This is a genomic window from Shewanella marina JCM 15074, from assembly GCF_000614975.1.
GTDB lineage: Bacteria > Pseudomonadota > Gammaproteobacteria > Enterobacterales > Shewanellaceae > Shewanella > Shewanella marina.
In genome coordinates this window covers 19346-40541 of record NZ_BALM01000008.1, presented here as the reverse complement: position 1 = coordinate 40541, position 21196 = coordinate 19346, and the positions used below count along the sequence as shown (strand labels likewise).

Genomic DNA, 21196 nt, shown 5'->3' with positions numbered 1-21196 from the left:
TAAAAGTTAGTCAAATAACATATCTAAATGCGGGATGCCATCTTCCAAATACATTTCAGAGTTAATCACAAAGCCATGTGATTGGTAGAACTCGACTAAATACTGTTGTGCTCCAATTTGAATACCTTGCTCAGGCCATTGTTGCAAAGTGGCAGCAACAGCTCTTTGCATCAATTGGTTTGCAAGCCCAGCGCCTCTGGCATCGGCAGCAACAAGCACTCGACCAATACTGGCCTGCGGATAACTCACGCTTGGGGCGAGTAAACGTGCATAAGCAACGATCTTTCCTGCGGTATTGGTTGCATACAAATGTAAGGTATCAGCCAAAATATCTTTACCATCAAGTTCAGGATAAGGGCAATTTTGTTCAACCACGAATACATCTACTCTTACCTGTAATAATTGATACAAATCTTGTGTAGATAAGCATTCAAATGTTTTTAGTTGCCATTCCATCAAAATATTCCTAGTTAAATCGCTAATTAATACTTAATTATGTATTTAAAATATAATCAAACATGACTTTTATATTATAAAAAACATATTGTTAGTTACTTTAAATTGGCTAAATAAGCTTTATTCAACACTATATTCTGTAACAATAAAATAATGATGTAGATCATCATCTATAACTCATATCATGATGGATAATAGCCATCTAGACGTCCTGCGATTCGTCATTTTATAATAATAATAGAGATATGATATGAACCATAAACTTTCAGCCCTACTCTTGTGTATAAGCAGTATCATCAGCATAGGTTATGCACATGCTAATGAATTAAAAGATGATTACTTTAAACAAAAATTTGCGCAAGCAAATTATAGCGAACAAGGCGCTAAACAATGCCAGCAATGCCACCAGCAAGCAATGCAAGGCTTTTTAGACTCAGTACATGGTTCCAAAGCAGATATAGGCTCACCTGCCGCAGGGCTTGAATGCGAAGCCTGTCATGGGCCATTAGGCCAACACGCCCAAGATCCCATCAATCATCCAATGGTTAAACATGCCGCAATGGAACAAGCTAATTTATCTGCATCCATGCAAAATAAACTCTGCTTACGTTGCCACGGTGACCAATTTCCACTAGAAACCACACCATGCGCAGCTTGCCACAGTGACATTCATAGCGATAACGCCATTCCTGATACCCAAAAACAATCACTGGCATGTCTTGAGTGTCATCCACAGCTACAAAAACAAGTGCGTATGCCATATAACCATGGCCTAGTTGATGATAAAGGCACGAATATCCTGCAAGGCTGCTCGACTCAATGCCATGCCGCGCATGGCAGTAAATGGGCTCCTGCTTATCAAACACCAAATACGAATGCGCCATGCTTAGATTGCCATGTTGAAAAACAAGGACCATTTAAAGTAGAGCATGCAGGTTTTAAATTACAATGCAGCGCTTGTCATGATCCACATGGCACAATGGATGAACACCTACTGAGACCAAATATCGACAAGGTCTGTAGCGAGTGTCATGGTGAGGTTAACATATTAGAAAGCGTCACATCTGACCAAGTTCATGGCCATAACTAAATTTAGCTTTAGCTAGCAAAAAGGACTCTATTGAGTCCTTTGGGTTTAAATTATTATGCTCAACATTTATGAGCAGCAATCACGGCGCCACCAGTTACGCGGTAACATACCCGCTAATACTTTAGCCATTAAGATAGCTAAAATTATGCCAGAACTCACCACTAACCAGTGTGGCAATAACTCGTGATGTTCACCTATTTGTGGCATCACCTTAAAACCAAACTCAGCGACAAGATAGTTAACCAATACACCTGAGACTAATGCCACGCCTAATACGCCACCAAGATAAGCCCATAACGCGCGTTTTCCTAACTCCTTGCTAACCACACCGAGGGTGGCAATATTGGTTGCAGGGCCGGCCAACATAAACACTAATACGGCACCTGGAGATACACCTGCAAGCAATAAACCCGCTGCAATGGGTGTTGATGCTGTCGCACAAATATACATAGGCACAGAAACCAGTACCATCACCAACATGGCTAAAATACCATCACCCCATTTAACTAAAAAGTCACTTGGTACATAAGTGGTTACTAGCGCGGCAAAGAACAAACCAATCAATAACCATACGGTAGTATCTTTCACTAAATCGGTAGCGGCATAACGTAAGCCCCAGCCGATGCGATATAGCACAGATTTGTGTTGTAATTCAGTGGCAACATCTTTGGTTGAGTCACAGCAACTATCACCGCTGTCATGATGATGACCATGACTTGCCTGTTCACTGCTACAGCATGATGACTTAACAACAGGCTTGCTCGAACTACAACAACTTGAACGACTCTCAACCTTGGTTGAACTACAACATGATGCAGCAGGACTCTGGGGATTTGTCATCAAGGGGGCATCTTGTGCAACAGGCTTAAAACTCATGGTTGTTGTCTGTTTAGATGAACAACATGAACTCTTTTGCGCCTCAACTTTAGCCTCCGCAGGTTTACCATCGTCATCATCACGACCAACCAGTAAACCAGCAACAATCGCACTCACTACGGCCGCAATTGGACGTACCACCGCCATAAATGGGCCAAGTAATACGTAAGAAACTGTCACAGAATCAACACCCGTTTCAGGGGTTGAAACTAAAAATGAAGTGGTTGCCGCTTTAGATGCACCCGCGCGACGTAAACCAACTGCCGCTGGGATCACACCACATGAACATAATGGTAATGGTGCGCCCATCACAGCTGCTTTAACCGTAGTTTTAAAGCCGTGTCCGCCTAGTTGCTTATTCATCCATGCCATTGGCACAAATACTTTTAATAAGCCCGCAAGAATTAAACCTAATAGCAACCAAGGGGCTGACTCTAAAAATAATTCGATAAAGTTCTGAACTAACATAAATATCCCTTGATACTATTTTGAATGGCGGCAGGGTTCTTTAACTGCGTTAACGGTAGCGGAATTAGATTCAAGTGCTTCAAGTATTGAGCAGTGCTCCGCACTCTCTGGCCCACCACAACATGCCTGCGACAGTTGTGCTAATGACTTTTGAAAACGTACTAACTCAGCTAATTTAGCTTCAACTTGCGCCAATTTACTGTCCACTAAGCCTTTGACATCGGCACAAGCCCAATTAGATTTATCTAACTCTATCGATAATAACTCGGTAATTTCATTTAAAGTAAACCCGACGGTTTTTGCCCGTAAGATAAACTTTAACCGTTCGAAATCTGCTGTGGTATACAGCCGATAACCAGAATCACTACGAGCAGATGCCGCCAGTAAGCCATGTTTTTCATAAAATCTTAATGTGTCTGGTTTTACGTCACATAGTTGTGCTAATTCACCGATGCGATACATAAGTTATCTCTGCCATTATGGCTAAGTTAGATTAATTGATTTTGTTGAAGTATAAACCTTGGAGTTTAATCTAAGGTCAAGAGTTTTATTGATAATAACTCTCAATTACTTGTTCTAATATCAATATTGTGAAATCGCTCAAAAGAACCATGTTAATCACTGATTTACGTTAGAATACGCGCTCATAAAATTGATGGGCCCATAGGGACTTTTGCAAAGCACTAAATTTTCCATTAATGCTTTGCCAAAGATCCTTGTAACTCTCTCATTGTGCGACCATGACATAGATAAGTGGTGGCGCCGATGAGCCATAACTAATGGACCCTGTACCTACAATGAAAAATGCCAGACCAATCCGTCGTGCACTACTAAGTGTTTCAGATAAAACCGGTATTGTTGAGTTTGCTCGCGCATTGCATGCCCAAAATGTTGAATTACTTTCAACTGGCGGCACCGCAGCCCTACTTGCGCAACATAATATCCCTGTACTTGAAGTATCTGACTACACTGGCCACCCAGAAATTATGGATGGTCGGGTAAAAACACTGCATCCTAAAGTACACGGTGGCATTTTAGCGCGTCGTGGTATCGATGAAGATGTGATGGCAACTAATCATATTGAAGCTATTGATCTTGTTGTAGTAAACCTATATCCATTCGCCCAAACCGTGGCTAAAGAGGGTTGTACTTTAGAGGATGCCATTGAGAATATCGATATTGGTGGCCCAACAATGGTACGCGCCGCAGCCAAAAACAACCGCGACGTGACCATTGTCGTTAATGCTAAAGATTATGACCGAGTATTGGCAGAGATGGCCGCTAACCAAGGCAGCACACTCACCACAACACGTTTTGATTTAGCCATTGCCGCTTTTGAACATACCGCAGCTTACGACGGTATGATTGCTAACTATTTCGGTACTATGGTTGCACCGCATAGTGAGGATGAATGTCATCAAGACTCACCTTTCCCGCGTACATTCAACACTCAGCTGATTAAGAAGCAAGATCTACGTTATGGTGAAAATAGCCACCAGCGTGCTGCATTTTATGTTGAAGCACAAATTGACGAAGCCTCTGTTGCAACCGCAGTTCAAATTCAAGGTAAAGCCTTATCGTACAACAATATTGCCGATACAGATGCGGCACTTGAGTGCGTCAAAGAGTTCGACCAACCCGCTTGCGTGATTGTCAAACATGCTAACCCTTGCGGTGTAGCATTAGGAGACGACTTATTTAACGCTTATGAGCGTGCTTTTAAGACTGACCCGACATCTGCATTTGGTGGCATTATCGCATTTAACCAAACCCTTGATGCTAAAACTGCTGCGGCAATTATCGAGCGTCAATTTGTTGAAGTAATTATTGCCCCTGCAATTAGCGAAGAAGCCAAAGTTATTCTTGCCCCAAAAAGCAATGTCCGAGTACTTGAGTGCGGACAATGGCAACAACCCACTAGCGGCTTAGATTATAAGCGCGTTAATGGTGGCCTATTAATTCAAGACCGCGATCAAGGCATGGTTGATGAAGCCCAACTCACTGTCGTCACTAAACGCCAACCTACCGCGGCGGAACTACAAGATCTGCTATTTTGCTGGAAGGTCGCTAAATTTGTGAAATCAAATGCCATTGTTTACGCTAAAGATGGCATGACAATCGGTGTCGGCGCTGGCCAAATGAGCCGAGTTTACAGCGCTAAAATAGCAGGAATCAAAGCTGCTGATGAAGGTTTAGAAGTAGTTAATTCGGTCATGGCATCTGATGCATTCTTCCCATTTAGAGATGGTATTGATGCCGCTGCCGCCGCAGGAATTAGCTGCATTATTCAACCGGGTGGTTCAATCCGCGATGAAGATATTATTCAAGCCGCCGATGAACACGGCATGGCAATGGTCTTTACTGGCATGCGCCATTTCCGCCACTAAACACCACTGCGCCGCAAATTAATGCGGCGCACTTTTATCAGTTAACTTGGATTAAAATAATGAAAATATTAGTCATTGGTAATGGTGGCCGTGAGCACGCTTTAGCTTGGAAAGCGGCACAATCTGCCGATGTTGAAACGGTTTTTGTCGCCCCCGGCAATGCCGGTAGCGCACTAGAACCTAAAGTTGAAAATGTGGGCATTGCTGCGACCGATATTGATGCGTTAGTGACATTTGCTCAGCAACATCAAATTGCACTGACCATTGTCGGTCCTGAAGCACCATTAGTACTAGGCGTTGTTGATGCATTCCGCGCAGCCGATTTAGCAGTTTTTGGCCCAACGAAAGCGGCCGCGCAATTAGAAGGCTCTAAAGCTTTCACCAAGGACTTCCTCGCTCGTCATAATATTCCAACAGCCGCTTATCAGAACTTCACTGAAATTGAACCAGCGAAAGCTTATGTGCGCAATATGGGTTGCCCTATCGTCATTAAAGCCGATGGTTTAGCCGCAGGTAAAGGCGTAATCATTGCTGAAAATATTGCCGCTGCAGACGCTGCTATTGAAGATATGCTAGCCGGTAATAAGTTTGGTGATGCAGGTTCCCGCGTTGTTGTTGAAGAATTTTTAGTCGGTGAAGAAGCCAGCTTTATTGTGATGGTGGATGGTCATAATATTTTACCTATGGCCACCAGCCAAGATCATAAAGCACGTGATAATGCCGATCATGGTCCAAATACTGGTGGTATGGGAGCTTACTCACCCGCACCAGTTGTGACACAGGCAGTTCATGACTGGACCATTAATCACGTAATTAGACCGACTGTAGATGGTATGGCAGCAGAAGGTAATGTCTATACAGGCTTTCTGTATGCTGGTCTAATGATTGCGCCAGATGGCAGTGCTAAGGTATTGGAATATAACTGCCGTTTTGGTGATCCTGAAACCCAGCCAATTATGATGCGTTTAAAATCAGATTTAGTGCAGTTATGTTTAGCGGCAACCCGCGGTGAACTTGACCAAGTAACCGCTGAATATGACAGTCGTGCTGCCGTGGGTGTGGTGATGGCTGCAGGTGGTTATCCAGATACTTACCGTAAAGGCGATATCATTGACGGTTTAAGCCTAGGAACCCTTGATGCTAAAGTCTTCCAAGCTGGCACTGCACTTAAAGAGGGTCACGTAGTCACAAATGGTGGCCGCGTACTCTGCGCTACGGCACTCGGTAATACGGTGACAGAAGCCCAGCAAGCAGCTTACCAGTTAGTACAACAGATCCATTGGGATGACGTTTACTTCAGAACGGATATTGGCTACCGCGCAATCAATCGCGAACAGTAACACATAAGCCTTATACCAACGCCGAGCCTTGTCTCGGCGTTTTTATTTGTAAAATGTTCAATACGTTAATAGAAAGTCCATTAATGAAATTAAGTTTAATTAGGTTAAATATAGTGCGGATTTTTGCACAATCGGTGTAGGATGTTCATACTTGAAAGATAGATAATTATTAGGGTGATACATATGAGTTCTTATTCTGTAAGTGATCTAATTTACCAAGGTGAAGAAGGCGGTGTTCATAACTGGCAAACACTCGCTGGTAACAGTTTCTATTGGCATCCTGATTGGTTACATATTGCCGAAGAAATGACGGGCCATAGTGCGACTGCAAATATTGAACCTGAAGGTGAAAAAGCAACAACTGAAGACGCTCAAAAAGCCATTGTAAAACATCTAAACAGCAAAAAATAATTCTATTTAGTTTCAATTAAACCCTGATTTTTCAGGGTTTTTTATTTTGTGATAATTTCGTTATATTTCTGACACCCCCTCGTGAACTCCACTGTGAATACTAAGTACATCACTTGTGAATACTAAAACTCATAAAACGGAGAAGCATGATGAAACATACCCTACTTAGCAGTGCTCTTATAATCGCAAGTATCACCAGCATCAGCACTCAAAGTGAAGCTGAAGCTGCCGAACTTAGTATCAATATCACTAACCTAACCAATGGCACCTACTTCACACCAGTTTTAGTGGCTGGTCATAATGCTGAAACCTCATTATTTACTAGCGGTACAATGGCATCAGAAGCCTTAAAGAAAATGGCTGAAGGTGGCGATATTGGCGACTTAGATGCAATGATCATCGGCGCTGATGGTGTCACCGTCACCAACCCCGCTGAAGGTTTATTAGCCCCTGCAACATCAGTGAACGATATTATGCTGACAACCAGTGACAGCCAAAATTATTTATCGATTGTTGCCATGTTACTGCCTACCAATGATGGCTTTGTAGGACTGAGTAGCTGGCCTATTCCAACCACCGCTGGCACATACACGATTATGCTCAATGGTTATGACGCAGGTTCAGAAAAAAACAACGAGCTTATTAATGGTGGTGGTGCGCTAGGTACACTTGGTATACCTGTTGACCCGGGGATGCATGGCGGCACTGACGGTGCTGGTATCGATGACCTATCTGAAAATAATAACGTCCATATTCATCCTGGAGTATTAGGCGATATGGATAACACTGGTGGTATTAGCGATCTCGATAGCCGTGTCCATCGTTGGTTAAACCCTGTAGCCAAAGTTACCGTAACAGTGAAATAGGGGTGACTTATGAAATATTTACAGCAACAATCACGACTTAAATTAGCGATAATTGGCGCGCTATCACTGATGGGGTTAACAGCCTGCTCTGACAGTGATGATATACGAGCCATTATGCCACCAGAGCCAGAGCCTGCACCAATAGTGATGCACGACTTTGATGTTAGCGTCACTAACCTCACCGCCAATCAACCACTATCACCAGTAGTATTACTTAGCCACACGAGTAATTTATCAATATGGCAAGTGGGAGATCCTGCTAGTGTCGCACTAGAACATCTTGCCGAAGGTGGTGATACCAGCATGTTAGTCGCTTTAGATGGTATTGATGCATCAAGTGTTGCAACCGCTCCGATTGGCCCAGGCGCCAATCAAACACTATCAATCTCTATTCCTGAAGCACAAGTCGCACAGCTTTCAATCGCAACAATGCTAGTTAATACCAACGATGCCTTTACTGGGGTTCAACAAATTGATTTAACCAGTTTCACGGTGGATGACAAGATGACTTACCACACCATGGCATATGATGCTGGCACCGAGGCTAATAGTGAAGCCAAAGGTACTATTCCCGGCCCCGCTGATATGGGGGAAGGTTTTAATGCGATGCGTGAAACCAATGATAGAGTCTCCGGGCATGCTGGCGTCATCAGCAGAGATGATGGTCTATCTGACTCAATTTTAGATGCATCACATCGGTTTGATAATCCCGTTGCAACAATAACGATTACCCGAAAAAAATAATTATGGTGAAATAAAGTTCAGCTTTTGCGGGTCAACTATATGTGTGTTACCCGCAGAGACTGAGCCTTATGCATGACAATCTACATTCAAACGATAAGAGTAGTCCCCAAATACTGTTACTTGAAGATGAAATAGATTTAGCTAACTTACTCATTCTAAATCTAAATGCAATGCAATATCAGGTCATACATTGCACTACGATTCATCAAGCTAAACACCAACTCACTCAACATGTTTTTGACCTAGTGTTACTCGATCGTATGCTGCCAGATGGTGATGGTATTAGTTTATGCCAACAACTTGAGCAGCTTGAACAAAGCCCAGCAACCATGCTCATTACCGCAAAAGATGATGAAGCTGATGTGGTGTTAGGGTTAGAGTCTGGTGCCGATGATTACTTAATAAAACCCTTTGGTATTTTAGAACTCAGAGCAAGAATTAACGCCTTATTGCGGCGTAATAAAAAACAGCAACATAACGACAACTCACTGCAATTCAATGCATTGAATATTAATATTCAGACGCGCGAGGTTTGTATTGATCAACAACCGCTAGAGCTCACTGCCACTGAATTTGATCTATTACATTATCTCGCTAAACATCCCCATCAAGTTTTTAGCCGAATGCAACTACTTGAAGCGGTTTGGGGTTATAGCTATCAAGGCTATGAACATACTGTTAATAGCCATATTAATCGTTTACGAGCAAAGTTAGCCCAACATAAATCCATGCGACAAATAGTTAAAACCGTTTGGGGAGTTGGCTATAAATTTGTTCCTGATAAGGCATTATTAGCTTCATGAATAGTTTATTTATCAGATTATTGATCAGTACTTGCAGCATCAGTTTATTACTATTCGCAGCATTGTGGGTCTGGTTTGATAAACAGCAGCAACATCATAGCCAACAGGTTCAGCAAGCATTGCATCGAGAGCTGGCTGCTCATATGGCACACCTAAACCCGCTACTATCGCAAGGCATTACCTCAAACAAAGCCTTAAAAGAAGCATTCCATGACCTTATGTTGCTTGGGCCTAGTTTTGAGATTTATACTTTGGATCTGGATGGCAATATTATCGCTTTTGATGCCGATCCCAAGCTTATTAAGCAGAAACAGATTAATACACTGGCCATTCGTGAATTTTTAGCCAAGCAAGCACTGCCAATTCTAGGACCTAATCCAAGAAATCCACAGCAAAATAAGATCTTTTCAGCGAGTCGTTTGCATAACCCACAAGGCAAAGTAACCGGTTATCTGTATGTCATAATTGGGGGCGATCAATTAGACCACGTACAAAGCTTGCTCGCTCAATCTAAACAAAACCAATTTATGTTTGCCGGAGGAACCACAGGGATCATCTTAATTATTGCAGTAGTCATCTTATTATTACGTTATTTTACTAAGCCTATAAGTCAGCTCAATGCCGATCTACAGCAAATAACACATGCCGATAATTGCCAATCTGCGTTACCGTACCAACATCATGGCGGCCAAGAGATTCGGCTGATCGCTCAAAATATTAATCAATTACTCGACACCATCAAGTCACAGCAACAACAGATTAATGATGAACATAAAAAACAGCATCAATTCTTACTGCATCTATCTCATGATCTAAAAACCCCACTCACCTCATTAATGGGCTACATAGAAACATGGTTAATATCCAATAAAACAGCAAATGACCATAAGTTAATTAATGCAGCAGCATTATCAGCTAAACAGCTACATGAATTACTTAATCAGTTATTACAGTTATCAGCAATTGAAAATGGTCAAATAACGCCACACTTCGAGCAATGTAATTTAGCCAATATAAGTCACGAATTATTACTCAATTTTGAAAATAGAGCAGATAAGCTCAATGTCAGTTTAGATTTTACGACAGCGGAAATTCAGCTTTATACAGATCAGCAACTGTTAATCAGAGTATTAAATAATCTGATTGATAACGCACTACGCTACACCCCTAACGGCGGCAAAATAACGCTAGCAGCCACACGATCAGAACAAAATATCTACGTAAGCTTAAATGATACTGGTTCAGGCTTTAATCAAGCTAAAATCGACGCATTCAGTCACTCTCAAGCTCAGCACTTATCACCACAAGAGTTACCACAGCTGGGTGTAGGCTTAAGCATTGTGAAACAACTATTACGCATTCTGGGGCACACGCTTCAAGTGCATAGTGAACTAGGTCAAGGTAGCCAATTCATTATTGGTATTGCCTTGTATCAGTCACATCTAATCCCGATAAAAAGGCAATAAAAAAGGCCCATAAGAATGGACCTTTCTTAAACTAAACTGCGCTATTACTTGTGGTATTTAGCAGATAGTTCATGTACAGACTTGACGAATTCACCTGCATGCTCAGGATCAGCAAACTGATGGATACCATGGCCCAAGTTAAATACATGGCCAGAACCTTCACCGTAACCCGCAAGAATAGTTTCTACTTCTTGAGCAATACGCTCTGGTTGAGCATAAAGAACAGATGGATCCATGTTACCTTGTAGCGCAACTTTATGACCTACACGGCGACGAGCATCAGCAATATCAACTGTCCAATCTAGACCTAATGCATCACAGCCTGTTTCAGCCATAGCTTCTAACCATAATCCACCACCTTTAGTGAATAAAGTCACAGGCACTTTACGGCCGTCAGCAAAGCGTGTTAAGCCATCAACAATCTTTTGCATATAACGTAATGAGAACTCACGGTAAGCTGCGTGAGATAACGCTCCGCCCCATGAATCGAAAATCATTAATGATTGTGCACCGTTAGCAACCTGAGCGTTTAGGTAAAGCACAACTGAATCAGCTAGCTTATCAAGTAGCATATGTAATGCTGCAGGCTCGGCGTACATCATGCGCTTAATTTTCTCAAACGCTTTACTTGAACCACCTTCAACCATGTAGGTTGCAAGTGTCCATGGGCTACCAGAGAAACCAATTAATGGTACTTGGCCATTTAACTCACGGCGAATAGTGCTAACTGCACGCATCACGTAGCCTAAATCATCTTCAGGATCTGGAATTGATAGCTTTTTAATCGCATCAATAGTGTCAGTAGGACGTTCAAAACGTGGACCTTCACCTGCTTCAAAGTAAAGACCTAAACCCATTGCATCAGGTACAGTTAAAATATCAGAAAATAAAATAGCCGCATCAAGATCATAACGACGTAATGGCTGTAACGTTACTTCACAAGCTAATTCTGCATTACGGCATAATGCCATAAAATCACCAGCTTGAGCGCGGGTAGCACGGTATTCTGGAAGGTATCGACCAGCTTGACGCATCATCCACACTGGCGTGACATCTACAGGTTCCTTCAATAGCGCACGTAAATAACGATCATTCTTTAATTCTGCCATTTGGCTTTCCTACACTAATTTAATTTCCAATGGGGCGTTAGTTTAGCACTTAACTAACTTATGTAACCCCTATCAATTAATTTATGTGAACCTAAACACGACCCACATTTAATATCCAAATCAAGCAAGCAACCATATGTCTGTCTGTTTGGATAAATACAAATTATTCTAATATATCGATCTTGTTCGCAAAATAACTTATGTCTGACACAAAAATATTGATTAAGTTTCATCACTTTGGTATAAAAACCAAGCGCTAGCAAGAACAATGAAGAAATTCGCAGCAGCGGATCCTCAATATTTATTTACCCAGCAGTAGTCATTACTGCTGGGTTTTTTATTGCCTTTTTTTACCCTAAAATCTTATTAATGTCCCTTAAAATAGCAAATTCTTTACATTTACAGGTTTATTAGTAATGACTAAAGAACCGTTCAAAATGCATAAAAATGACTTATTTTAACCGAAAAATATTGATCCTTATCCCAGTTCTTCATACATTATAATAAAAGGACATATTTTAATCAGGGGGTAGTATGCTAACGAAACTCGAACAAGCAACAGAGAAATGGGGTGGTGTTAACTCCCTGATTGATCAGTGGTTAGATAATCGCGGTAAATTATTAGTTACCTACTGTAAATTAGCTGGTTTATCACCTTACACTCCTGACGAAAAAACCTTACCTACAATGGACTCAATTCGTAGTTTTTGTATTCAATTAATGGATTATGTTTCTGAAGGCCATTTTGAAGTCTATAACCAACTTATTGACTCATATGATGACGAATCCAATAATTGCCAGATAAATAGTCAGCAGATTATTGAAAAAATTAGTGTAACAACTGATTTAATTTTAGACTTTAATGATAAACATACCGAAGCTAATCCCGATGCAATTTTAGTGCAGTTAGATAACGATTTATCGACACTAGGACAGACACTAGAAGCTCGTTTTGCTTTAGAAGATAAATTATTAGAACGTCTACATAGCACGTCAATGGTCAAGTAACCCAAATAACCTCAACAAATATATAGAAAAGGCCAGCAATGCTGGCCTTTTAGTTATTCAAACCTCGTTATACCGCAGATTTGAAAATCACGTCATCCGCTTTCTTGGTATAAGATTCAATCTCATCAAAATTAAGATAACGATAGGTATCAGCAGCAGTTGCATCAAGCTCTTTAGCATAGTCTTGATACTCAGCTGGCGATGGCAAACGTCCTAGTAACGCAGCCACTGCAGCTAATTCTGCCGAAGCTAAATACACATTGGCACCGGTACCTAAACGGTTCGGGAAGTTACGCGTTGAGGTTGAAACCACAGTAGCGCCCTCGGCAACTCGCGCTTGGTTACCCATACATAATGAACAACCAGGGATCTCAATACGCGCACCAACGCGACCAAAGATGGCATAGTAGCCTCTTCGGTTAACTGGTCTTTATCCATCTTAGTCGGTGGCGCAATCCATAAACGTGTTGGTAATGTCGTAGCAAATTTGTCCAACATCTTACCTGTCGCTCGGAAATGGCCGATGTTGGTCATGCACGAGCCCACGAACACCTCATCAATCTTAGTGTCGGCAACTTGTGACAATAACACTGCATCGTCTGGATCATTAGGGGCACATAAAATAGGCTCATTTATCTGCTCTAAATCAATCTCAATCACTGCGGCATATTCTGCATCAGCATCTGCTGTCATTAATTCAGGATTAGCTAACCACTCCTGCATTGCCGTAATACGGCGCTCAATGGTACGGCGATCACCATAGCCTTCAGATATCATCCACTTCAACATGACTATGTTAGAGTTTAAATATTCAATGATTGGCGCTTTATCCAGCTTAATCGTACAACCAGCAGCACTTCGTTCAGCAGATGCATCAGATAACTCAAATGCTTGCTCAACTTTAAGATGTTCTAAGCCTTCAATTTCAAGCACACGGCCAGAGAAAATATTCTTCTTACCTTTCTTCTCTACCGTTAATAACCCCATCTCAATCGCTTTATGCGGAATGGCGTGTACTAGGTCACGTAATGTAATACCCGCTTGCATTTTACCTTTAAAGCGTACCAGTACTGACTCAGGCATATCCAGCGGCATTACGCCCGTTGCCGCAGCAAATGCCACTAAGCCAGAACCTGCGGGGAATGACACTCCAATTGGGAAGCGTGTATGAGAATCACCACCTGTACCCACAGTATCGGGTAATAACATCCGGTTTAACCATGAATGAATTACACCATCACCAGGGCGCAGAGACACACCACCACGGTTCATAATAAAATCAGGTAAGGTATGGTGCGTATTTACATCAATTGGTTTTGGATAAGCCGCAGTGTGACAGAAAGATTGCATAGTTAAATCAGCACTAAAGCCCAAGCATGCTAGATCTTTTAGCTCATCACGGGTCATTGGGCCAGTGGTATCCTGTGAGCCAACAGAGGTCATCTTAGGCTCGCAATATTGACCAGGACGTACACCTGTTACCCCACAAGCTTTACCTACCATCTTTTGCGCTAAGGTATAACCTTTACCGGTATCCGCCACATCTTGTGGGCGCACAAAAATCGTTGATGATGGCAAACTTAATGTTTCACGGGCACGATCTGTTAATCCACGGCCAATAATCAGTGGAATACGACCACCAGCACGTACTTCATCTAATAACACAGCAGTTTTTAATGAGAACTCAGAAATAATCTCATCAGTGCCATGACGCTTAACGACGCCAGCATATGGATAGATATCGATTACATCACCCATCTCCATTTGGCTAACATCTAGCTCAATCGGTAATGCCCCCGCATCTTCCATCGTATTAAAGAAAATAGGCGCAATCTTGCCACCTAAACAGAAACCACCCGCACGCTTATTCGGTACATAAGGAATATCATCCCCCATAAACCATAATACTGAGTTAGTTGCTGATTTACGTGAAGATCCTGTACCAACCACATCACCGACATACACTAATGGGTGACCTAGCTCTTTTAATTGGTTAATTTTATTAATAGGGCCAACAAGCCCCGCTTGATCTGGCTCAATACCATCACGGGCATTTTTTAACATAGCGAGTGCATGTAGCGGAATATCAGGGCGCGACCATGCGTCTGGTGCAGGTGACAAATCATCAGTGTTAGTTTCGCCTGTCACTTTAAATACGGTTAGAGTAATTTTGTCAGCAAGTTTCGGGCGAGATAAAAACCACTCGGCCTCAGCCCATGCATGCACCACTTGCTTAGCATAGTCATTACCGGCATGCATTTTTTCTACAACATCATGGTATGCATCAAACATTAATAGGGTGTGAGATAATGCTGCAACCGCTAGTGGAGCCTTAGTTACATCATCAAGTTGAGCAATAAGCGGTTCGATATTATAACCACCTTGCATTGTACCGAGTAATTCGACTGCATGTTCTGCAGAAAGAATTGGAGATACCACCTCACCTTTGGCGATAGCGTCTAAGAATCCTGCCTTAACATAGGCAGCTTCATCAACACCAGGCGGAATTCGATTTTCAAGTAAGTCGAGAATAAAAGCCTCTTCTCCAGCGGGTGGGGCTTTCACTAGTTCAACTAACTGGGCAACTTGTTGGGCATCTAACGGTTTAGGGACAACTCCCTCTGCAGCACGCTCTGCGACGTGTTTACGATATGCTTCTAGCACGGCAACATTCCTCTTTGTTTGGCGTATTCACAGCTAAACCATGTAACTTCTATGTTAAAGAAGCTGATCGTTTGGCAGCATCGACCTTTTATTTCCAGCGGACATTATACTACACATACAACAGAAATTTGAATCAGCTCACATTACTAGCTTACTGATTTAAAGGTTAAATATCTAAATCCATTTACAATATGCTTTTGAATATCATAAAGAAATCAGTACAGTTATTAGAATCTAAGATTATATTTTCATACTAAATACCAACCATACCAGTATTAACTATTTAGCAAAATTTAGTATTCATTTTAATAACTTGTTTAATATATCGAATTTTTACTCTAGAGATAAGCTTTTATGAATAATATCACCACTAAAGCAGTCATTTTTGATATGGATGGAGTGCTAATTGACTCGGAGCCTCTATGGCAACTTGCTGAATTTGAAGTGTTTACTCCCCTTATTAATGTCACACTTGAGCAAATGCAACTGACCACAGGCCTTAGAGTCGATCAACTAGTGGACTATTGGTTTCAGCGCCAACCTTGGCCTAACTACAATCAGCAAGACACTGCCGATGCGATTGTGACTGCAGTCGTTACCGCCATCACCCAACAAGGCCAAGCGATGCAAGGTACACTAACCATATTGAAACAGTGTCAGCAGCAGGGACTTAAAATTGGTCTAGCCACCTCTTCACCTCTTAAAATCGTTAATGCTGTGCTCGATAAATTAGCCATTAGAGATTATTTTGATGCCATCTGTTCAGCTGAACACCTTAACTATGGTAAGCCACATCCTGAAGTTTATCTAAATTGTGCCCACCAATTGGCAATACCTGTAACTCAATGTATTGCGATTGAAGATTCCTTTAATGGCACTATTGCAGCCAAAGCCGCCAATATTCGCACCATTGTCATTCCAGAAGTGCATTGCCGAGAGCAACTTAGATGGCATATGGCTGATTGGCGCTGTGATGACTTATTACACGCACTCGATATCATAAAAAAAACCAGCGCCTAGGCGCTGGTTCTATTGTTCAAGATATTGTCATTACCAGATCTTAACTCGCTCATCTTCTGATAAATACATCTTGTCACCTTGCTTAATATCGAAGGCTTCATAAAACTCTTCGATATTACGCGGAGTGCCCATTGCTCGATAATGACTCGGTGAATGCGGATCTGTTAACAAACGGCGGCTCAGTTCTTCATCTCGATAATTACGACGCCACACCTGTGACCAGCCCACAAATAAACGCTGCTCACCTGTTAGACCATCAATCACTGGTGATGACTCGCCTGCTAGGCTCAACTTATAAGCTAATGCAGAAACCGTTAACCCACCTAAGTCACCAATATTTTCACCTAAGGTAAAGTCACCATTAACAAATTCACCCGGTAATGGCTCATACTGGCTGTATTGTGCTGATAGCTGTTCGGCACGCTTTTTGAACTCTTGTTCATCTTGCTCAGACCACCAATTACGTAAGTTACCATCACCGTCGTACTTCGCACCTTGGTCATCAAAACCATGGCTAATCTCATGCCCAATAACAGCACCAATACCACCATAGTTAACAGCATCATCAGCATCCATATTAAAGAATGGTGGCTGTAAAATCGCAGCAGGGAACACAATTTCATTCATCACAGGGTTGTAATATGCATTAACGGTTTGTGGTGTCATGTGCCATTCAGTACGATCAATTGGCTTACCTAGTTTGTCTAACATGGTCTTATACTCAAACTGAGCATAACGCATATAGTTACCCACAAGGTCATCAGCTTTAATGGTCAAGCCACTATAATCGCGCCATTTATCTGGATAACCAATTTTATAGGTAAACTTGGCTAACTTCTCTTGTGCAGCAACCTTAGTTTCAGGGGTCATCCACTCTAGCTGGTTGATACTCACTTCAAATGCCTTGATCAAATTCTCGATCATCAGCTCCATGCGCGCTTTAGCTTCTGGTTTGAAGTTTTGTTTAACGTATTCTTCACCAACAATTTCACCAATAACACTATCGGCTGCATCTACCGCTTTTTTCCAACGAAGCTTCTGCTGCTCAATACCTGCAAGCGTTTTACCATGGAAATCAAAATGCACGTCAACAAACTGCTGGCCAAGCAATTCTGCGTAGCTATCAACTAAATGAAATGCTAGATAATCTTGCCAAGCGGCAACAGAAAAATGGTCAAAGTGTTCACCAAGGGCTTTAAAATATGACGGCTGTCGTACAATCAATTCTTTTACTTGTGCAATGTCTGCATCTTTAGCAAAGTCAGTAAAATCAAACTTTGCCATCAAGCTTGTCACTTCAGCCTCGCTCATCTTGTTATAGCTTTTATTAGCATCACGAGATTCAACTCGACTCCACTGGTTTTTAGCTAAAAAGGTTTCAATTTTTTCTACGTTTTGTGCGGCACGTTTTGCATCGGCATAACCTGATAATGTCATTAACTTATCGACGTATTGTGCAAGTTCGGCGCGGCTCTCAACATACTTTTTATCATCACTTAAATAGTAATCACGATCAGGTAAAGTTAAGCCTGATTGATACAGATAAACCGCATATTGGGTTGAGTTTTTAGCGTCATTATTAACGTAAAATCCAAATGGAACACTAACCCCATCAGTTAAAAGCTGACCAAATAAACCCGCAATTTGATCATGATTTTGAGCTGAGCCTATTTGCGTTAATAATGGTGAAAGCGGTTTAATGCCAAGCTTATCTGCTAACGCAATATTCATATAGCTTTCGTAGAAATCACCGACTTTTTGCTCATTAGAACCCGCGACCTTATTCTGTTTAGCGGCAGCATCTTCAATAATTTGCTTTAAGGCTTTCTGGCTGTCTTCATAAAGAACTGAGAATGAGCCATAGTTAGATTTGTCTGCGGGAATAGGAGTATTGGCTAACCATTTGCCATTTACACTGTAATAAAAATCATCTTGATGACGGACTTGTGTATCGAAATTTTGCTTTTCAATACCAGAAACTAATTGTTGCGGCTGTCCTTGCTGACTGCCACACCCAGCTAAACCTAAGCTCAGTGCAACAGCCACTGCGATGGTGCTTATCTTCTTCATTGGTACCATTCCTTCAATCACTATTATTTTTTTAATCATATTTTGCTGATGACACATAATATGACCAGTATTAACAATTTATATGAAGAGAAAGTAATGGTACAGTTAAAAATTCTTACCTATAAACAGATAAAATGCTTTTTCACCCTTGTCTGATACACCAAATCCTAACGCTGCTGGGCCCATTGAGGTATCGGTTCCAACATATAAACTACCCGCATAAATCAAATCATTAAACTTAACATTTTGCTTTAAATCCCACACGTTACCCGCTTCAATACTTGAGCCTAAATACAACGGATAATCCGTCATGCCCAAGGCATCTCGACCTAAGTCATATTGATATATAAAAGCACCAAATACTTTATGAGCACCAACCAATGAGTTTTTATGGAAACCCGATAAATTTAAGAAGCCACCTAGATCAGATTGATGGATGGTAAATTCACCATCTTTACTCACCGTTGCAAATGAAGCTTTACCTACAAACGCATGGTTGCCAATACTAAGTGCTCCCTTCCAATCCCCTTCTACTTGTACGGAGAAATGATCAGCATCAAATCGATGCGATAGATCTTCATTACGTAGATATACCTGGATAGTGACGCGATTACCTTGAGTAGGAAAACTAATACTGTCTAAACTATCGTAACCAAACTTAATATATGCACCATAGGAGTTAAAATCTGCCGATGCCGGAATATTTTCATTTTCGATATAACCTAGTTCTCCGGTGACACCTAACTCCATAAACCCTTGTTGAATGAAATTCCAACCAAGGCCTAAATCAAGCTTGGTCGCGGTTCGGTCAAATTGAGTAATACGGCCAGAATCACTGTAGATATTCCAGTTATCAACGGTATATTCCAAATTAGCTTTACTGAAAAATATTTGGTCCATATCAAGAGGCTGATAGAATTCAGTCATCATTCGCTTATCATTGCCTAATGCAACTTCATTACGCCACTCTCCCCCCGTGTCAGTTAAATCAGTAAGTGTATAAGCAAAGTCGAGTGCAATTGCAGACTCAACACTAAAGTCGTCTTCCCAACTAAAGCCCAGATTAAAGTAATTAGGTCCCCATGATTTACCACGAGTCACAATGGTTAATTCTCGGCCATTAGGCGTATCAACAAAACGAGTATCCACTCGCTCAAACTTATTTAATGCATAAACTCGATCTACTGCTGCATCAAGCGTCTTTTTATCAACAACTTCACCAATGTTAAGTCCCAATGTCTCTTTAATTAAGCTCTTATTGACCTTAGATAGATTGTCATAATTAATCGCAATTAATGGTCTATCAATATCATTAGTCCATTGCTTACTTAATTGATGTTTATTGGTGACGTAAGCTTGATATTCAACTTCTCCAACATCTAACTGCACCAGTTTTTTCAATTGCTTATTAGCTGCCTCAATACCTAATGGCAGTGCTTTAGCCATAATAGAAAAATCTGTGGTACTGAGATCATCAATTGCAGGCCGAATTAGGATATCTGTATCTGTGAGCAATTTTTTTTGCCTTTCAGTACTGGCATTAGTCAAGAATGTTGAAAGCTGATTTAACACTGCAACCGTGCCATCAAGCTGTGATTTATCCATTAACGGAGAACCGATATCAACCGCAATCACAATATCGGCACCCATCGCCTTAACCACATCAACGGGCATATTATTGGCAATGCCACCATCAACTAATAATTTACCGTTAATTTGTGCAGGTTGCAGTGCCCCAGGCACGGTCGCTGACGCCTGCATAGCAGCCACAATACTGCCAGAATCTAATACCACAGCCTCACTAGTCACTAAGTTAGTGGCAACGGCTCGATAGGGAATCGCTAATTGGTCAAAACAACCAAATTGATGGACTAAATTGGTGGAGTCCAATAGCAACTGAGACATTGTTTGCCCTTGCAGCAAACCTTTTGGGGTTTTTACTTCGCCGTCGCTATAACCGACTTTAAAAGGAATATTAAATTGATCACGAAACTGCTTATCACGATAACTCAGTTGCTGGCGAGGGATCGTATCTGAATAACCTTCAGCCCAATCCGTCTTCATCATAATGGCTTCAATTTCATCAGCACTATAGCCTAGAGCGTACATGCCACCGACGTAAGCACCAATACTGGTTCCAGCAATGTAATCAACCGGAATATGATTCGCCTCTAAGACTTTTAGTACACCAATATGAGCTGCGCCTTTTGCACCGCCACCACTTAATACCAATCCAATCTTTGGCCGCTCACCAGCAAAAGATAGATGACTGAGTAAAGTACAGCTACACAAGAATAAAATTCGAAGCCACATAGTCGATTATCTGTATCAATTAAATAATGAACTATCATAACAAAAATATAGCCAATCAAATGTCAAATTTTACATATAAAAAAGGTGCTCATTGAGCACCTCTTA

16 protein-coding genes and 1 pseudogene are annotated in these 21196 nt (G+C 41.5%); 10 read left to right on the top strand and 7 right to left on the bottom strand.

The annotated features are described in order from the left end of the window. Positions 1 to 6 precede the first annotated feature (6 nt). On the bottom strand, positions 7 to 456 hold the full coding sequence (locus JCM15074_RS08000) for a GNAT family N-acetyltransferase (protein ID WP_025820728.1): 450 nt from the start codon (positions 454 to 456) through the stop codon (positions 7 to 9). A gap of 250 nt (positions 457 to 706) precedes the next feature. Between JCM15074_RS08000 and JCM15074_RS07995 the strand changes: the two genes are divergently transcribed. Continuing rightward, complete coding sequence (locus tag JCM15074_RS07995) at positions 707 to 1546, top strand: cytochrome c3 family protein (RefSeq protein ID WP_025820727.1); 840 nt, start codon at positions 707 to 709, stop codon at positions 1544 to 1546. Positions 1547 to 1612: 66 nt separating this feature from the next. On the opposite strand, the gene JCM15074_RS07990 is transcribed toward JCM15074_RS07995, so the two are convergent. Together JCM15074_RS07990 and zntR are read right to left on the bottom strand one after the other, a co-directional pair. Then, on the bottom strand, positions 1613 to 2890 hold the full coding sequence (locus JCM15074_RS07990) for an SO_0444 family Cu/Zn efflux transporter (RefSeq protein WP_025820726.1): 1278 nt from the start codon (positions 2888 to 2890) through the stop codon (positions 1613 to 1615). Positions 2891 to 2905: 15 nt separating this feature from the next. Beyond that, positions 2906 to 3352, bottom strand: a complete 447-nt coding sequence (gene zntR / locus JCM15074_RS07985; RefSeq protein WP_025820725.1) for a Zn(2+)-responsive transcriptional regulator — start codon at positions 3350 to 3352, stop codon at positions 2906 to 2908. Positions 3353 to 3687: 335 nt separating this feature from the next. Between zntR and purH the strand changes: the two genes are divergently transcribed. The 7 genes from purH (at position 3688) to JCM15074_RS07950 (ending at position 10907) form a co-directional block, all read left to right on the top strand. Beyond that, the gene (gene purH, locus JCM15074_RS07980) at positions 3688 to 5277 is read left to right on the top strand and encodes a bifunctional phosphoribosylaminoimidazolecarboxamide formyltransferase/IMP cyclohydrolase (protein WP_025820724.1); all 1590 of its coding nucleotides are present in this window, start codon (positions 3688 to 3690) and stop codon (positions 5275 to 5277) included. 59 nt (positions 5278 to 5336) lie between these two features. After that, a complete protein-coding gene (purD, locus tag JCM15074_RS07975; RefSeq protein WP_025820723.1) occupies positions 5337 to 6617 on the top strand; it encodes a phosphoribosylamine--glycine ligase in 1281 nt (426 codons plus the stop codon). Positions 6618 to 6800: 183 nt separating this feature from the next. Next, entirely contained in the window at positions 6801 to 7028 is a 228-nt protein-coding gene (locus JCM15074_RS07970; RefSeq protein ID WP_025820722.1) for a hypothetical protein, read from the top strand. Positions 7029 to 7177: 149 nt separating this feature from the next. Continuing rightward, the gene (locus JCM15074_RS07965) at positions 7178 to 7894 is read left to right on the top strand and encodes a spondin domain-containing protein (RefSeq protein ID WP_025820721.1); all 717 of its coding nucleotides are present in this window, start codon (positions 7178 to 7180) and stop codon (positions 7892 to 7894) included. Positions 7895 to 7903: 9 nt separating this feature from the next. Then, entirely contained in the window at positions 7904 to 8638 is a 735-nt protein-coding gene (locus JCM15074_RS07960) for a spondin domain-containing protein (RefSeq protein WP_025820720.1), read from the top strand. 68 nt (positions 8639 to 8706) lie between these two features. After that, on the top strand, positions 8707 to 9441 hold the full coding sequence (locus JCM15074_RS07955; RefSeq protein WP_025820719.1) for a response regulator transcription factor: 735 nt from the start codon (positions 8707 to 8709) through the stop codon (positions 9439 to 9441). Beyond that, entirely contained in the window at positions 9438 to 10907 is a 1470-nt protein-coding gene (locus JCM15074_RS07950) for a sensor histidine kinase (protein ID WP_025820718.1), read from the top strand. Before JCM15074_RS07955 ends, JCM15074_RS07950 begins: the two co-directional genes overlap by 4 nt. A gap of 44 nt (positions 10908 to 10951) precedes the next feature. Here the strand turns inward: JCM15074_RS07950 and hemE are convergent, their stop codons facing one another. Continuing rightward, positions 10952 to 12016 (bottom strand): uroporphyrinogen decarboxylase, encoded by a 1065-nt coding sequence (gene hemE, locus JCM15074_RS07945; protein WP_025820717.1) that lies wholly within the window; start codon positions 12014 to 12016, stop codon positions 10952 to 10954. Positions 12017 to 12550: 534 nt separating this feature from the next. Between hemE and JCM15074_RS07940 the strand changes: the two genes are divergently transcribed. Further along, positions 12551 to 13024, top strand: coding sequence for an Rsd/AlgQ family anti-sigma factor (locus tag JCM15074_RS07940; protein WP_025820716.1), 474 nt, complete (start codon positions 12551 to 12553; stop codon positions 13022 to 13024). 67 nt (positions 13025 to 13091) lie between these two features. Here the strand turns inward: JCM15074_RS07940 and acnB are convergent. Then, positions 13092 to 15688, bottom strand: a pseudogene (gene acnB / locus JCM15074_RS21495) (bifunctional aconitate hydratase 2/2-methylisocitrate dehydratase). A gap of 354 nt (positions 15689 to 16042) precedes the next feature. Here acnB and hxpB point away from each other — a divergent pair. Beyond that, positions 16043 to 16708: a hexitol phosphatase HxpB gene (gene hxpB / locus JCM15074_RS07930; protein ID WP_025820715.1), complete on the top strand. Its 666-nt coding sequence runs from the start codon at positions 16043 to 16045 to the stop codon at positions 16706 to 16708. Between the two features lie 30 nt (positions 16709 to 16738). On the opposite strand, the gene JCM15074_RS07925 is transcribed toward hxpB, so the two are convergent. Both JCM15074_RS07925 and JCM15074_RS07920 read right to left on the bottom strand, forming a co-directional pair. Continuing rightward, the gene (locus JCM15074_RS07925) at positions 16739 to 18778 is read right to left on the bottom strand and encodes a M13 family metallopeptidase (protein ID WP_025820714.1); all 2040 of its coding nucleotides are present in this window, start codon (positions 18776 to 18778) and stop codon (positions 16739 to 16741) included. A gap of 105 nt (positions 18779 to 18883) precedes the next feature. Further along, positions 18884 to 21091 (bottom strand): patatin-like phospholipase family protein, encoded by a 2208-nt coding sequence (locus tag JCM15074_RS07920; protein WP_025820713.1) that lies wholly within the window; start codon positions 21089 to 21091, stop codon positions 18884 to 18886. Positions 21092 to 21196 lie beyond the last annotated feature (105 nt).